Annotated in this window: 21 protein-coding genes; 20 read left to right on the forward strand and 1 reads right to left on the reverse strand. The window is 66.6% G+C overall.

Going from position 1 to position 14529, the window contains the following annotated elements; genetic code table 11:
- Positions 1 to 3 precede the first annotated feature (3 nt).
- On the forward strand, positions 4 to 990 hold the full coding sequence (gene virB11, locus U8326_RS11540; protein WP_324743590.1) for a P-type DNA transfer ATPase VirB11: 987 nt from the start codon (positions 4 to 6) through the stop codon (positions 988 to 990).
- A 42-nt stretch (positions 991 to 1032) separates the two neighbouring features.
- Here the strand turns inward: virB11 and U8326_RS11545 are convergent, their stop codons facing one another.
- The gene (locus U8326_RS11545; RefSeq protein WP_324740446.1) at positions 1033 to 1206 is read right to left on the reverse strand and encodes a hypothetical protein; all 174 of its coding nucleotides are present in this window, start codon (positions 1204 to 1206) and stop codon (positions 1033 to 1035) included.
- Between the two features lie 223 nt (positions 1207 to 1429).
- On the opposite strand from U8326_RS11545, the gene U8326_RS11550 reads away from it, so the two are divergent.
- The 19 genes from U8326_RS11550 (at position 1430) to U8326_RS11640 (ending at position 14522) form a co-directional block, all read left to right on the forward strand.
- Entirely contained in the window at positions 1430 to 1627 is a 198-nt protein-coding gene (locus U8326_RS11550) for a hypothetical protein (protein WP_324740448.1), read from the forward strand.
- 215 nt (positions 1628 to 1842) lie between these two features.
- Positions 1843 to 2544 (forward strand): flagellar hook basal-body protein, encoded by a 702-nt coding sequence (locus U8326_RS11555; RefSeq protein ID WP_324743591.1) that lies wholly within the window; start codon positions 1843 to 1845, stop codon positions 2542 to 2544.
- The gene (locus U8326_RS11560; protein ID WP_324740450.1) at positions 2541 to 3314 is read left to right on the forward strand and encodes a flagellar hook basal-body protein; all 774 of its coding nucleotides are present in this window, start codon (positions 2541 to 2543) and stop codon (positions 3312 to 3314) included. The genes U8326_RS11555 and U8326_RS11560 overlap by 4 nt, the downstream gene beginning before the upstream one ends.
- The gene (locus U8326_RS11565) at positions 3311 to 4009 is read left to right on the forward strand and encodes a hypothetical protein (RefSeq protein WP_324740451.1); all 699 of its coding nucleotides are present in this window, start codon (positions 3311 to 3313) and stop codon (positions 4007 to 4009) included. Before U8326_RS11560 ends, U8326_RS11565 begins: the two co-directional genes overlap by 4 nt.
- Complete coding sequence (locus U8326_RS11570; protein ID WP_324740452.1) at positions 4006 to 4584, forward strand: flagellar basal body L-ring protein FlgH; 579 nt, start codon at positions 4006 to 4008, stop codon at positions 4582 to 4584. The genes U8326_RS11565 and U8326_RS11570 overlap by 4 nt, the downstream gene beginning before the upstream one ends.
- The gene (flgI, locus tag U8326_RS11575; RefSeq protein WP_324740454.1) at positions 4584 to 5717 is read left to right on the forward strand and encodes a flagellar basal body P-ring protein FlgI; all 1134 of its coding nucleotides are present in this window, start codon (positions 4584 to 4586) and stop codon (positions 5715 to 5717) included. Before U8326_RS11570 ends, flgI begins: the two co-directional genes overlap by 1 nt.
- A gap of 11 nt (positions 5718 to 5728) precedes the next feature.
- Positions 5729 to 6073, forward strand: a complete 345-nt coding sequence (locus U8326_RS11580; protein WP_324740456.1) for a hypothetical protein — start codon at positions 5729 to 5731, stop codon at positions 6071 to 6073.
- Positions 6073 to 6507: a flagellar basal body rod protein FlgC gene (flgC, locus tag U8326_RS11585; protein ID WP_324740457.1), complete on the forward strand. Its 435-nt coding sequence runs from the start codon at positions 6073 to 6075 to the stop codon at positions 6505 to 6507. The genes U8326_RS11580 and flgC overlap by 1 nt, the downstream gene beginning before the upstream one ends.
- Positions 6504 to 6827, forward strand: coding sequence for a flagellar hook-basal body complex protein FliE (gene fliE, locus U8326_RS11590; protein WP_324740458.1), 324 nt, complete (start codon positions 6504 to 6506; stop codon positions 6825 to 6827). The genes flgC and fliE overlap by 4 nt, the downstream gene beginning before the upstream one ends.
- Positions 6828 to 6861: 34 nt before the next feature.
- Positions 6862 to 8097 (forward strand): flagellar basal-body MS-ring/collar protein FliF, encoded by a 1236-nt coding sequence (gene fliF, locus U8326_RS11595; RefSeq protein WP_324740459.1) that lies wholly within the window; start codon positions 6862 to 6864, stop codon positions 8095 to 8097.
- The gene (locus U8326_RS11600) at positions 8087 to 8482 is read left to right on the forward strand and encodes a hypothetical protein (protein ID WP_324740461.1); all 396 of its coding nucleotides are present in this window, start codon (positions 8087 to 8089) and stop codon (positions 8480 to 8482) included. The genes fliF and U8326_RS11600 overlap by 11 nt, the downstream gene beginning before the upstream one ends.
- Positions 8479 to 9237 carry a FliH/SctL family protein gene (locus tag U8326_RS11605; protein WP_324740463.1) on the forward strand — a complete coding sequence of 253 codons (759 nt, stop codon included), beginning with the start codon at positions 8479 to 8481 and terminating at the stop codon, positions 9235 to 9237. The genes U8326_RS11600 and U8326_RS11605 overlap by 4 nt, the downstream gene beginning before the upstream one ends.
- A complete protein-coding gene (locus U8326_RS11610; RefSeq protein WP_324740464.1) occupies positions 9234 to 10559 on the forward strand; it encodes a FliI/YscN family ATPase in 1326 nt (441 codons plus the stop codon). Before U8326_RS11605 ends, U8326_RS11610 begins: the two co-directional genes overlap by 4 nt.
- A 34-nt stretch (positions 10560 to 10593) precedes the next feature.
- Positions 10594 to 11007 (forward strand): hypothetical protein, encoded by a 414-nt coding sequence (locus U8326_RS11615; protein WP_324740465.1) that lies wholly within the window; start codon positions 10594 to 10596, stop codon positions 11005 to 11007.
- Positions 11004 to 11855: a hypothetical protein gene (locus U8326_RS11620; RefSeq protein WP_324740466.1), complete on the forward strand. Its 852-nt coding sequence runs from the start codon at positions 11004 to 11006 to the stop codon at positions 11853 to 11855. The genes U8326_RS11615 and U8326_RS11620 overlap by 4 nt, the downstream gene beginning before the upstream one ends.
- A gap of 7 nt (positions 11856 to 11862) precedes the next feature.
- The gene (locus U8326_RS11625; RefSeq protein ID WP_324740467.1) at positions 11863 to 12312 is read left to right on the forward strand and encodes a flagellar hook assembly protein FlgD; all 450 of its coding nucleotides are present in this window, start codon (positions 11863 to 11865) and stop codon (positions 12310 to 12312) included.
- Between the two features lies 1 nt (position 12313).
- The gene (locus U8326_RS11630) at positions 12314 to 13489 is read left to right on the forward strand and encodes a flagellar hook-basal body complex protein (protein WP_324740469.1); all 1176 of its coding nucleotides are present in this window, start codon (positions 12314 to 12316) and stop codon (positions 13487 to 13489) included.
- The gene (locus tag U8326_RS11635; RefSeq protein ID WP_324740470.1) at positions 13486 to 14256 is read left to right on the forward strand and encodes a FliM/FliN family flagellar motor C-terminal domain-containing protein; all 771 of its coding nucleotides are present in this window, start codon (positions 13486 to 13488) and stop codon (positions 14254 to 14256) included. The genes U8326_RS11630 and U8326_RS11635 overlap by 4 nt, the downstream gene beginning before the upstream one ends.
- On the forward strand, positions 14250 to 14522 hold the full coding sequence (locus tag U8326_RS11640) for a FliM/FliN family flagellar motor switch protein (RefSeq protein WP_324740471.1): 273 nt from the start codon (positions 14250 to 14252) through the stop codon (positions 14520 to 14522). The genes U8326_RS11635 and U8326_RS11640 overlap by 7 nt, the downstream gene beginning before the upstream one ends.
- Positions 14523 to 14529: the final 7 nt, after the last annotated feature.

Consider the following 14529-nt stretch of genomic DNA (forward strand, 5'->3'; position numbering starts at 1 on the left):
CTCATGCCGGTCGAGGAATGCGCTGAAGAAGACGCATTGCCGGTCGGCAATGTCTATCTCGAGGCCTATCTCGCTCCGTTCCGCCGCTGGCTGGAACGCGACACGGTTACCGAAATCATCGTCAACCGGCCCGGCGAGCTATGGATCGAGGACGCCGCGACGCCGGGGATGCAGCGAATCGCGTTGCCCGAGATCGACGACCAGCTGATCAAACGGCTGGCCGAGCAGGTCGCCCGGGTCAGCCATCAGGGGATCAACCGCGAGCATCCGTTGCTCGGCGCGACACTGCCGGGCGGCGCGCGCGTGCAATTCTGCGGCCCGCCGGCAACGCGCGGGCCATGGGTGATGGCGATCCGCCGCCACCGCCGGCTGGACCTGCCGCTCGACGCCTATGACAGCGGCCCTCTGACCCGGCCTGAGCAAGCGCCGATGCCGGATCGCGAAGCCTCGCCCATCGCATGGCTGCGCGCGGCGATCGCGGCGCGCAAGACCATCCTCGTGTCGGGCGGCACGTCCACCGGCAAGACCACTTTCCTCAATGCCATGCTGGGCGAGATCCCGCGCGACGAACGGGTCGTGCTGGTGGAGGACACGCCCGAACTGCGCTTGCCCGGCGACAATGGCGTCGGCCTGGTGGCGGTGAAGGGCGAGCTTGGCGAGGCCAAGGTCACCGCCAATGAATTGCTGCAGGCCGCCCTGCGCCTGAGGCCGGACCGGATCGTGCTGGGCGAGTTGCGCGGCGCCGAATCCGTCAGCTTCCTGCGGGCGATCAACACCGGCCATCCCGGCTCCTTCTCCACCATCCATGCCAATTCGCTGCGCGGCGCGCTCGAACAGCTTGCGCTGATGGTGATGCAGACCGGGATCGGGCTGACCCGCAGCGATACGATTGCCTATGCGGCTTCGGTGATCGACGTGGTGGTGCAATTGGGGCGGCAGAACGGCAAGCGCGGAATTACCGCCATCGCGGAAAGCCGTGAATTGCTATAGGCTGGCTCCGCGATGCCCGCGCATCGTCAAGCGCCTATCCCCTCAGACGTCGTAATTGCTTCCATTCGCCAGCGGCAGGGCCAGCCATTCCTGGGCCGGAAGCGCGAAGGGTGTCGCGGTCCCATGCCGGCAGAACACGAAACCTTCGGCTTGCCCCACCGCCCGCACGGTCAGGCGCACTCGGCCAAGCGGACCGGAGACTTCCTGCACACGCACATGCGTCAGAGCTTCTTTTGGGTCGATAGTCTCAACTAATTCCGGATTGCCCATGCTTTTCCCGCTCCGCCCTGCAGCAGCGATTGCAGAATCGAGGTCATTTTATGGTCTATTGTTACTATTTGATGACAGTCCCGGCGGCGCGGCTTGAATCCAGCCGCCCTCACGGTTTCTTAACCACGATCGCCGTATGATCGGCATAGTGTTTCGCAAGGGCGGGATTATGGCATTTCTCAAGGCACTTCCCCTGGGCGCATTTCTGACCTGGATCGTTTCCCTGTTCATAGGATCGGCAGGATCGACCGGCGGGTATCTTGCGATTCACAAGCTGGCGGTGGCCGATTACACGATACTCTGGTCGTGGCCCCTGTTCGTGGTCGCCACCGGGCTGGCCCTGGGGATTCTCCTGCTCATGAAATGAACGCACGGCCGCGCCCCCGCTCCGAAGCGGGAACGGGCCAGGTGAATGCATCCGGTTTCGAGAGACCAATCCACCGAAACAAGCAGAAGTTTAGCTCCGCCGGAACGTCCCGCACGGGTTAAATCCGTTGTCGATGTATCGCGAATTGATCGCATGACCGGGCATCGTAACCATCCCCGCGACGGGAAAGATCGGGGGGTTCGATGCCGGGGCTCATGGAGTCCGCATCCGCCATTCTTGCGTCTTCGGAACGCCGCGTGGAAGCGGTTTCCCGGAACGTGTCGAATGCGTCGACTGCGGGATACAAGAAACAGGTCGCCTTCGCGCAGACCCTTGACCGGGCGACGGAATCCTTTCCCCCGCAGGTGGCCGAAACCCGCTTCCTGACCGATTTCAGCCAGGGCCGTCTTCGTCATACCGGCAAGCCTCTCGATCTCGCGATCCATGGTCCGGCGCTGCTTCAATTGCGCGCGGGGGACGATCTGATCTACTCGCGCGGCGGCGCCTTTACGCTGGGCGATGGCGGCTCCGTGATCGACGCAGCGGGCCGCATCCTGCAGCAGGCCGGTGGCGGCGATCTGGTGCTCGACGGTCAGGACGTGGAGATCCTGGGCGACGGCACCGTCCTGCAGGCAGGCGTGCCGGTCGCGGCCATCGGGCTTTACGATGCAGGCCAGGGCTCCGGTATCGCGGCCATCGGCGGATCGGTGTTCCGCGCCAGCCCGAGCGGGCTGGCCGAAGCGAATGGCAGCGTTCTGCGCCAGGGCCAGCTCGAAAGCTCCAATGTGGTGATGAGCGACGAGATGGTCGTGATGATGGCCGCCGTGCGCCAGTCGGAAGGCGGCGCGCGGCTGGCGCAGACCTATGACCAGTTGATCGGCCAGGCGATTACCACCTTCAGCAGGAGCGGGCGATGAACGGGGCCTTTGAAGTCGGGGCGGTGGCGCTCCGGGCGGAACAGCTCGCGCTGGAGATGATCGCCAACAACATCGCCAATGTGAACAGCCCGGCCTTCAAGCGCTCCGAGCCGCGCTTCTCGGAAATCCTGGCGCGGCAACCGCAGGCGGACGGGATCGGCGGCGCATTGGCCCCCAGCGGACTGCCGGAAGGCGGCGGAGTGCGGATCGTCCCCCAGGCCATGCTGTTCGCGCAAGGGGAGATCAGGCCGACCGGCAACCCTATGGATCTGGCGATCGAAGGGCAGGGGCTGATTGAATTGATGGGGCCATCCGGGCAGGACCTGCTCTGGCGGGGCGGACCGTTGCGGGTGAACGAGGACGGATTGCTGGCCACGGCGGATGGAATCCCGCTGCGCGCCGGGATCGTGATACCGCTCGATGCGCAATCGCTTTCGATTTCGCCCGCTGGCATCGTGTCCGCGCTCACTTCCAGCGACGAAAGCGTGGAGGTGGGCCAGATCCGGCTGGTGCGCGTCGAGCATGAAGACGCGCTGGAACGGCTGGACAACGGCTTGCTGCGCCCGTTTGAGGATACGCGGCTGATCGACAGCGCGGCGGGAGAGGACGGAACCGGATGGTTCCGTCAGGGCAGCCTCGAAGGCTCCAATGTCGAATTGTCGGAAGAGATGGTGAAAATGCTCATCATCCAGCGGGCTTTCGCCGCTAACGCGCAAGCGATCCAGGCCGCCGACCAGCTCGCCGCCATCACCAACAATCTCAAGAAGTGACGATGCGGCCGGGCCTGTCCGCCATGCTGCTTGCCCTGGCATGCGCCGGATTGCCCGGCGATGCGGCAGCGGCGGAGCGTGTCGTGCTGCTGGCGCGGGAGATCACCGTCGCGGATCTTGCCCTGCTCGATGACGGGCAGCGGACGAGGCTTGGCCCATTGGCGATAGCGGTCATTCCGGCCGGACGCAGCCATCTCGAACTCGATAGCGCCACCCGCGCCAAGCTGCTGCGGCGGCGCGTGCCGGGGCAGGCATTGCGCCTTCGCCATGGCGGAAAGGTACGCTTCGAGTTTTCGGAAGCGTCGCAGCCCGGGCACGGCGCCCGCCAATGCCTCACGCTGCGGCACGATCTCGATGCCGGCGCCTATCTCCAGCCGGAAACCGTGGCGCCAGCCCTGTGCCGCGCTCATGCGGCCCGGCTGCCGCTTCTCTTCGATCGCCGCGTGAACGCGACGCGCCTCTCCGCGCCGCTGGCCGCCGGCACTTATCTCGGGCCGCTGGCTGTCCGGGGCGGGCCGGTCATCGGTGCGGGAACGGAACTTCGCCATGTCGCACGCCAGGGGCCGGTCACCATCGAACGCCGGGTAAACGCTCTCCAGCCCTCCCGCATGGGGCAGGCCGTATTCGTCCGCACCCATGATGGCGCCATCTTCGCCTCGCATCTCGCGGCGCCCGTCGAGGAGGCAAGCGAATGAAGGCGCGGCTGGTCTTGGCTTCGGTCCTTCTTGCAACCCTGTCGGCGGCGCAGGCACAGGCGGATCAGCTCTACAGCGGCGGGGGATGGCCGGCCGTCGCGGCGGACGATCGGGCCCGGGCGGTCGGCGATACGGTGACGGTTCTGATCCACGAAGCGGCCAGCGCTTCCAGCAAGCTGCAGAAGAATTCGTCCCGCAAGACGGAATTCGGCGGCGGGGTGAGCGGCGGATCGGTCGATGAATCGGTCTCGCTCGATTTCGGCGGAAACTACGGCGGCAAGGGCGAGCTGGTGCGCAGCGAGCAATTCGTCGCGCGCATGTCGGCCGAAGTGGTCGGGCTGGCTCCCAATGGCGATTTCCTGATCGAAGGCCGCCAGCGGATGCTGATAAACGGGGAAACCACCTCGATCGGCGTGCGGGGGCGAATCCGCCCGCAGGATATTTCGGCCAGCAACGCGATCCTGTCCTCCCGCATCGCCGATGCGCAGATCGATTATGACGGCAAGGGCTTCGTCAGCCGCAGCGCCAAGCCCGGCATCATCAATCGCATCCTCAGCTTCCTGGGGATCGGCTGATGCCCGCGCCCGCCCGTCTCCTGCTGCGCGGCCTCGCGGTGCTGATGGCCAGCGCGCTTCTGGCGGGCACGCCCGCCGCCGCGCAATCCGTGATGCTCAAGGGGCTGGGGCGGTTCGACGGCTGGCGCGACAATGCGCTCATCGGTTACGGCATCGTCACCGGGCTGGCCGGCTCGGGCGACACCCGCCGCAACGAAGTGACACGGCAGGCGCTGCGCAACGTGCTGTCCCGGCTGGGCAGCACCGTTGCCGACGATCAGATCAACAGCCGCAATGTGGCCGTGGTCATCGTCACCGCCACCTTGCCCGCATCGGCCAATCCGGGCGACCGGATCGACGCGATCGTGTCCTCGATCGGCGATGCCCGCTCCCTCGCGGGCGGAACCCTGCTGATGACCCCGCTGCTCGGCCCCGATCAGCGCCCCTACGCGCTGGCGCAGGGATCGCTGACCGTGGGCGGATATGATTTCGAGGCCAATCTCAACCGGCAGCAGCGCAACTATCCGACCAGCGCGGTGCTGCCTGGCGGCGCGACGGTGGAAAGCGCGGTCGATGCCGCGATCCTGAAGAGCGACGGGCAGGTTTCGTTCCTGCTGACGGAACCGAGCTTCACCACCGCCCAGCGCGTGGCGGAGGCCATCAACCGCGCGCAGGGCCATGGCATCGCGGAAGTGAAGAACGCGGATGAAGTCGCGATCCGCTTCACCCGCCCGCCCGCGCAACTGGCGGCTTTCCTTTCGGATATAGAGAATCTTTCGGTGGAGCCGGGCCGTTCACCTCGGATCGTCATCAACGAACGGACCGGCACCGTGGTTGCGGGTGCCGATGTCAGGATCTCGAGCGTGGTCGTCTCGCAGGGTGATCTCAAGGTGACGATCACCAGCGAGAATTATGCATCGCAGCCCAGCTTCATCGGCGGCTTCGCCAGCGATGTGTCGAGCCTGTTGGTCACCAACACCAAGCTGGAGGTCGAGCAGGGCGCGAACAATACGGTGATGTCCTTTCCCAACACGACGGTGGGAACGCTGGTGCAAGGCCTTGCGCGGTCCCGCGTCGATACGCGCCGCATGATCGGCATCCTGCAGGCGATCAAGGCGGCGGGCGCGCTTCACGCCGATATTCTGGTGCAATGAGGAGACCGGGGATGGATGAGCTTTCCGCAATTCTGCTGACCAGGGCGCTGGATGGCCTTGCCATGCGCGCATCCGCTATTTCGCAGAATATCGCCAATGCGAATTCGCCTTCCTACCTGCCGTTCAAGGTGTCCTTCGAAGAGCAGCTGCGCGAGACGGCGGCGCAGGGCGCCGAAGCCGCGCGCCGTTTCAAGCCCGAGTTCACGCGCCTGCCGATGGATCGATCCAATCGGGAAGTCCGCCTCGATCTCGAAATGGCCAGCGCCTCTCATACCGCCCTGCGCTATGCCGCGCTGATCGAGGTGCTCGGCCGCCAGATGCAGATCGCGCGGACGGCCGTGCGGGGAGGCCAGTGATGGAAGCCCTCGAAATCAGCCGCAGCGGCCTCGATGTGGAATGGCGACGGCTGGAGATCATCGCCAGCAATCTCGCCAATATGCAGACCACGCGCACCGGCGACGGCGGCAGCTACATCCCGCTGCGCCTCGTTTCCGGCCCGGTCGAGAGCTTCCGCCGCATCCTTGCGCAGGAACAGGCCAGCGCGCCCGCTCATCCCAAGGGCGTCCGAGTTTACGGCGTCGAGACGCAGGATGCCGCCGTTCGCCAGGTTTACGAGCCGGGGCATCCCCATGCCGACCCGCAGGGCTTCGTCACCTATCCCGCCATCAGCCACGCGGAGGAAATGAGCCTGATGATCAAGACCACCCGCGCCTATGAAGCCAATCTGGTCGCGATGGCCGCCGCGCAGCAGATCTATTCCAGCGCCCTGCAGCTGGGGCGGCAGTCATGATCGAAATCGCGCCGATCGGTTCGGTCACGCTGGAAAGCGCGGCGCCTCTCCTCAACCGGCTGGGGATGGAGGCGCTGCCCGCCGCCAGCGCGCAGACAGGGGCGAGCTTCGCGTCCATCCTGCGCAGCGGGCTGGAGAGCGTGAACGACAAGATCGCCACGGCCGACGGGCTCGTCCGGCAATTCGCGCTGGATGACAGCATACCGGTGCATCAGGTCACTTTCGCGCTCGAGGAAGCGCGGCTCTCCGTGGAATTCGCGATGCAGGTCCGCCAGCGCCTGACCGAGACTTACCGCGAATTGATGAACATGCAGCTGTGATGGCGCGGCAGGCACGATCTTTCCGGCAAACCCGATGAAGCGCAGGCAGCTCATCCTTTTCGGAACCGTGATGGCTGGGGTCTTCACCGTGCTATGCGTCCTCTATTTTGCCTTCCTGCGGCCGGGCTATGCGGTGCTGTACGAGGATCTGCGCGAAGCGGATGTCGCTGCCATCGTCGGGGAGCTGGAAAAGCAAGGCATCGCCTATCGCCTCGCCGATCAGGGCCGCAGCGTGCTTGTCCCGGAAGACGAAGCCAGCCACGCGCGCGTCATCGTCGCCGGTTCCGGCATCACCATGGGCGGCGTGGTCGGCTTCGAGCTGTTCAACGAAAGCGACATGGGGCTGACAGAGTTCGCGCAGAAGGTGAACTATCAGCGGGCATTGCAGGGCGAACTTGCCCGCACGATCATGCTGATGGACGGCATCAGCTCCGCCCGAGTCCATCTTTCCCTCCCGGAACGGGCGCTTTTCCGGGCGGTGCAGCACGGCCCCAAGGCGGCCGTCACCGTCCAGACCATGGGGAAGCGCGCGCTCGACCCGGACCAGATCGCCGGAATCCAGCGCCTCGTCGCTTCTACCGTAACCGGCCTTTCCAGCGCCGATGTCGCGATCCTGGACGATCAGGGCGATCTGGTGAGCCCGGTCGTGCCGCAACCGTCCCAGGGCGGGGCCAGCGGGGAGCGAGGCGCGCTCGAAGAATATTTCCGGGCACGGGCCACCGCCGCCGCGGAGAGGATCGTGCCCGGCGCGCCATTTGAAATCCGGGTCTCGGCGCTCGATCTTGATGCTGTGGGACCGGATGCGCCCACGCCGCTGGATCGCTCCGGCCCGCCCGCAGGCGAGGCACGCAATTTCAAGCTGCGCATCGCGTTCCGCAGCGAAGGCGACCTCAATCCGGAGAATGAAGAGCGCCTTCGCCAGGCGATCACGCAGGCAGTCGGGCTCGATCCCGCGCGCGGCGACATTCTCCGCTTCGAAACCGGGCCGCTCGGGCTTCCGGAGAACTCCGGGCTGGGCCGGCATGGCGACACGCGATCCGCCTTCGACGATCGCAGCGCGGCGCTTCCGCCCGCCCCAGCACAATCCGCCGGGGACTGGGCCAGCTGGCCTTCCTATCCCTGGCTGCTGGGCGGGCTGGCGATATTGGCGGCGATTGCTGTCGCCCGGTTTCGTCAGCGCAGCCGCCTGACCGGGGAAGAGCAGCAGAGCTTCGCGGACGTGCTTTCCGCCACTCTTTACTCCCGGGAGCTTGACCGCGATGAGCGCTAGCGCGGAACCGTTGGATGCGCTGCTGGAGCGATGGCGCCACCTCTCGCGGGGGGACCGCAACGCCATCCTGCGCCACATGCCGGCCGAACGGCGGATCGACCTCCAGCAGGCTCTCGCCGAGCGATCCGCAGCGAGCGCATTTTCCGGCCAGCATGGCAATCAGGCCACGCAAGCCGCCTATTCACCCTGGCTCGCCCAGACCCTCGAAGCCATCGACAGCCCCGAAGATGCCGAGGCCCGGAATATCCTCCTTCCCCGGCCCGCAGCCCGCGAAGCGTTGAGCCGCGCTCGTGCCAGAGCGCAGGAACTCACCGTCAGCGAGCGGCGCCCGTCCCTGCTCGATCTTGCGAGATCGCTGCTATTCGAAGGGAGCGGCCGGAAGTGAACGCTCTCCTGAAAGCGCATGATCGGGATGCATTGGCCGATGTGCAGTCCTTCCGGGCGAGCCGTCCGCATGGCAGCCATGCGAGCCAATCGCCTATCAGCGCTGGCGAAGAGAGCGACAGGCAGTCGGAAACGCATGGGCATCGTGAAACGGGAGCGGCCCGGGCTGCAGCGGCTCCGGCAACCGGCGATCCCGGGATCGAGCGGCTCGAAACCCAACTCGCGGCGCTTCAGGAAGAATTGAAGCAGGCCAAGGCGAAAGGCGAAGCCCAGGCGGCCGAGGCACTCCAACGCGGCAAGCTCCAGGGCGGGCAGGAAGCAGAAAAGAACGCGCAAGCGGCGCTGGAGAAACTCTCCGCCGCATTGGAAAGTGCGCAGGCGGAATTTTCCGAAGGGTTCGAGCGATTCGAAGGGCTTGCGCTCCAGATCGCGCAGACCGCGCTCGCCCGGGTCCTGGGGGACAGCAGCCAATTTGCGGAAATGGTGTTCGAAGCGGTGCGGCACCAGTTGGCCGGGATCGACCGCGCCCTCGTCGCGGGCCTGCGCGTCTCGCCCTGCGACTTTACGGACGGGGATGCCGTGGCGGCTTGCGCATCCCGATTCGACAGGCTGGAGGTGACGGTCGATCCCGATCTGGCCGCCGGGGAATGCGTGATCGACCTGCGCATGGGTGCAATCGACGTCTCGATCGGCAAGCAATGGTCGCGCCTGTCCGCCTTGCTGGAGCAACTGGCCATGGAAGGCGCCCCATCATGAAGGCCCATCCCCTGGTGCAGCGCCTGGAACAGGCGGAGCTGACGCGATGGTGCGGAGCGGTCACCCGGATTTCGGCCGATTGGCTGGAGGCGGATGGTCCGATCGCCATGATCGGCGATTATTGCGAGATCGAGCGGGCTGGCGGCGGGGCACCGCTGGTCGCGGAAGTGGTTGCGGTCCAGCCCGGCGCGCTCCGCCTCGCGCCCTTCGGCCCGATCCACGACCTGCTGCTGGGGGCCACGGTCACGCGTTGCCGCGACCTCGACCGGATCGCAGTGGGCGGGGGCTTCGCGGGGCGCGCGGTGGACGCGCTTGCCCGGCCGATCGACGATGGGCCGGCGATCCTGCCGGATCATCGCGGGCCAAGGGCGGGCGCCCTGCTTCCGGCACTGCAGCGCACCGTCGCCCGGGAGCGTGTCGAAACCGGGGTGCGGGCCATCGACGGCCTCCTGCCTCTGGGCAAGGGCCAGCGGATCGGGATCTTCGCCGCCAGCGGCGTCGGCAAGACCAGCCTGATAGATCAGCTTGCGCGCCAGATCGCCTGCGACCGGATGATCCTGTGCCTGGTGGGAGAACGCGGGCGCGAGGTGGAGAAGCTCTGGCGGACGCATCTGCAGGATGCAGCGCGCGCGCGTTTCACCCTGGTGGCCGCGACGGCGGACGAGAGCGCCAGCCTGCGCGTCCGCGCGATCGATCAGGCGCTGGGCATGGCCGAATATTGGCGGGATCGGGGCGAGCATGTCGTGCTGATCGTGGATTCGATCACCCGGGTCGCGCTGGCCCTGCGCGAGCTTGGCCTGGCTTCCGGCGAACCGCCCGCCGTGCGCGCCTTCACCCCCAATGTCTTTTCCGCCCTGCCCCGGATCGTCGAGAGGTGCGGCGCCGCGCGCGATGGCGGGGCGATCACCGCGATCATGACGGTGCTGAGCGAGACGGACGATGTGGACGATCCCCTCGTCGAGCTGATGAAGTCCGTGCTCGACGGGCATATCGTCCTCTCCCGGACGCTGGCCGAGAGGGGGCATTTCCCGGCAATCGACATCGCGCGCAGCATCAGCCGCCTGGCCGGCGATCTCTTCTCGCCGCCGGAAGCGCAACTTGCGCGCAAGGCCCATGCGGCTCTCGCGCGCTTCGAGGAAGCCCGCCCGATGATCGAAAGCGGGCTGTATCGCAAAGGCTCCAACCCGGAAGTGGATCAGGCCATCGCCTGGCAGCAGGATCTTGCCATCTTCCTGCAGCAGGAAGCGGACCGCCCCTGCAGCCGGAACGAAGGCTTCGCGATGCTCTCGCGGATCTGCGGAGGCGACGGCCATGCGCAATGACCGCAACCGATGCAGGAGCTTGGGCCAGCTCACTATGCTGCAAAGCTTGCGGGTGGCGCAGGGCGAGCTGTCGCTGGCCGATGCCACGGCGGCGCGGGCGGAGGCCGAGGAGGCCGAGCGGGAAGCGGAGCGGCTGCTCGATGCCGCCCGGCAGGACTATCACCGGATGCTTTCCTCCGGTTCCTTCGCCGCGGAAGGCTTCCGGCTGGCTGGCGCGATGGTGAACCTGCTGGAGCAGGAAGCCGGGACGAGGCGCGAGCGAACGGCACAGGCCAGGGAAGCGGAAGCCGCAAGGGAATTGCGCTGGCAGCGCCAGCGCCATCGGCAGGACCAGCTCGGCGCGCTCCACAAGGCCGCGCGCCGCAAGCTTGCCCGCAAGGAGGAGGAAAAGGCCATAGCCGAAGCGGGCCAGCTGCTCCTTCACCGGGGCGGGAGGAGCCGGGCATGAGGATCGCGCATGAGCCGGGCGGGCCACCCGCCAGCACCGGCCGCAACCTGCCGCACGGCAGCCCGGCGGGGATGGAGCCTGCCCCACTGCCGTTCGCGGCGTTGATGGCCGCCTATTCCGCGAACCCCGGCAATCCGGCGGAACACGAAACGGCAGCGCTGGCTGCCACGATCATACCGGGCACGATCATACCGAACGCGGTCGCAGCCCCTGCCCCGGCCCAGCCTGAAATCGCCGCCATCTGGCCCGCCATTGGCGAAGGCGCCCATCCCTTCTGCGCATCCGCCTTGCTGGTAAGCACCGCATTCCCGCCGCAGACGGCAGGCGCCGGGGCGGAGCCTCGCATGGTACAGCCGGCGGCAGGCTCAACCCCCGGCCTGACCTTGCCGCAATCCGATCCGGCCATGACACTCGCAGCCCCCTTCGAGGCAAGCCGATCCGCATCCCTGGGCAGCTCCGCGCCAGCATTGCCGCAAGGGAGCCACCTGCCCGGCCCCGCACTCCTGCCCAGAGGGGCGTCGCCTGCCGCAATGACCTCAACCGCTGCGGCATCCGCGCCTCCCCGCCCCGGCCTGTCCGCGCAAACACAGCCCGATAGCCGCCCGGCAGGCGAGCGCTCGTCCAGTGTCCGCAGCCGGTCCGCGCTGGCCGATCCATCGCGCCCGGCAGCCACGGCAACGGCCCTGGCGCAATTCGTGCCGCTGGAAGGGGGATTGCGGCTGGTGCTGCGCCTGCCGCGCCTGCCGGACGACATGCGCGCCGAGCTGGAGGCGAGACTGCACCAGTTGCTGGCCGCCTTCGGCCATTCCCGGCATGAATTGCTGATCCGCCAGAGCGGGCGAGGATAGGACAAGCATGGCATCCGCCCCGATCGACGGCCTCACCGGCGTCCAGCAGAACGGCTCCGCCAATGCGTCAGGCACGCAGGCCGCGACCGATGCGTTCGGCCTCAGCTTCGAATCCCTGCTGAAGATCGTGCTGACCCAGCTGACCTATCAGGACCCGCTGAAGCCGATGGACAATTTCGAATTCGTCTCGCAGCTCGCCCAGTTCTCGCAGATCCAGCAGACGCAGGAAATGTCGGAAAGCCTGCGCACCCTGGTCGCGGCGCAATCCACCTCGCAGGCGGCCGGGCTGCTCGGCAAGATCGTCGACATTCCGGCCGGGGCCGCCACGCTGAGCGGGGAAGTGACCGCCGTGGCCTTCGTCGATGGCGCCCCGCGGCTGACCATCCGCACCGCCGGCGATCAAACCATCAGCAATATCGCACTCAGCTCCATTTCTCAGATCCGGGAGGCAAACTGATATGTTCGGTTCCATCTATATCGGCCTGAGCGGCCTCAATGCCTATTCGCAAGGGCTGAAGACGGTCAGCAACAATGTCAGCAATCTCAACAGCGCGGGCTTCAAGGCTGCCGACATCTCCTTCTCCGACATCTATGGCGGGGGCAGCGCAGGCGGGCTCAACTATGGCGCGGGCTACCGCGCCCAGGGCCACGGGGTCAGCTTCGACGATGTCACGATAAATTTCTCGCAGGGGGAGTTGCGCCAGACCGGCCGCGACCTCGACCTCGCGATAGATGGCGGCGGCTTCCTCACGCTGATCGACGGCGACCGGACCTATTACGCCCGCACCGGCAGCTTCGTGATCGACGAGGATGGCCATGTCGTGCTCGCGGGCACGGACCTCAGGCTGGCGGTGCTCGATTCCGGCGGCCGTCCGGTCGGCCTGAATATCGACACGGCGCGCACCAGCCCACCAGAGCAGACCACGAAGATCGTCTTTTCCGACAACCTTTCCTCCACCGCCACGACCCACACGATTTCCGATCTCAAGCTCTTCGACGAAGGGGGCGGGGAGCATCTCTGGACCATCGCACTGACCCGCGAGGAGACGGTGCCGAATCAGTGGACCGTGCAGGTGACCGACGGGGATGGCGACGAGATCGGCTCTCAGACCCTGAACTTCGTGGGCGGCCTGCCGGATATCGCCAATACGACGCTGACTTTCGAGGATAGCGACAGCGGCCTTTCCGTCGCATTCGACTTTTCGGGCATCACCTCCTTTTCCTCCGGCACCGTGTCCACACTGCGGGCGTCGCAGGTCGATGGACATGGCACCGGCACCATCACCACCCTGACGGTCAATGAGCAGGGCCAGTTCGAGATCGCCTACAGCAATGAGGAAACGCGCGAGCTGGGCGCCATCGCCCTGGCCGATTTCCGCGATCCGCAGAAGCTGCAGCAGCGCAGCAACGGGCTGTTCGCGCATAGCGGGTTCGGCCAGGTCCAGTATCTCTCCGCGCAGGACAGCAGGGTGGGCAGCATCTTGTCTGGGCGGCTCGAAGCGTCCAACGTCGATCTGGGGGCGCAATTCGGCGACCTGATCCTGATCCAGCGCGGCTTTCAGGCATCCTCGCAAATCATCAGCGTCAGCAATGACATGATCCAGCAACTGTTCGGCATCCGGGGGCAGGGATGACGGGCACGCCACGAAGCTGGCTTCCCGAATGCGCCCTGACCTCGCCCATCGCGGTCAAGCCGATGGCCGACTGGCTGGATGAGTGGTCGCGCGCATGGCTGGTATCGGGCCGTCTCACGCCCGCACCCGCCTGGAAGGAAGCGCGCCGCGACACTTGGAGCGATACCGGTGGGACCACGCAATGGCAGGACGACAGCGGCTTTCGCGTCTCATCGCGGGCGGAAACACAGCACCTGCTGGCCGGCGCCATGCTGGGGCACGCGATCACCGACAGGGACATCAGGACCCCCGGCGACAGGATGGTGATCGGCGATCTCGTGAAAGCCGCGATCAAGGATCTTTCCGACAAGCTGGATGCGAAGCTGCAGGGCGCGCTGCCGACGCCGGCCGGCGAAGCGGAATATTGCCTGCCGATATTCCTCGATGCCGGGCCGGAAATATTGGCGATCACGGCGCGCCGCTCGATCGTGACAGGATTGGCCCGGCGCTATGCCGGCCCGCCCCGCAGCAGGCCGGAACCGGGGGAAAGATCGCAGGCCCTCGCCCGGCAGGAGATCGGACTCTCGGCCATCATCGGCCGCACCCGGCTCGGCCTGCGGGATCTCGAACGGCTCGGGATAGGCGATGTCATCACGCTCGGCACGCCGACCGACCGACCCTTGGACGTCAGCATGGGCGGGATTTCCTGCAGCTCGGCTGCCGCGTCCCTCGCCCTGCAGGGCGAACGCTTCGGCCTCCGGATCGAAAGGCATGTGAACCAATGGTAGATGACGATATTCTTCCGGCTTCCGCGCCGCAGGAAAGACCGGCCCGGCTGATCGACCATGTCGAGGTCGAGATCGAAGTGCTGCTCGGGGAAGCCCGGCTGACGGTGGCGGGTCTGAACGCGCTTGCCGCCGGGGACGTGCTTCCAATCGACCGCAAGCTCAGCGAGGCGGCCGATATACGAGTGAACGGGCAAGTGATCGCCCGGGGCGAGATCGTCACGCTGGATGACAAATTCGCCATTCGCGTCACGGAAATCGGCGAATAGGCGCGCC

It is taken from the genome of Tsuneonella sp. CC-YZS046 (assembly GCF_035581365.1).
In the GTDB taxonomy this organism is placed as follows: domain Bacteria; phylum Pseudomonadota; class Alphaproteobacteria; order Sphingomonadales; family Sphingomonadaceae; genus JAWKXU01.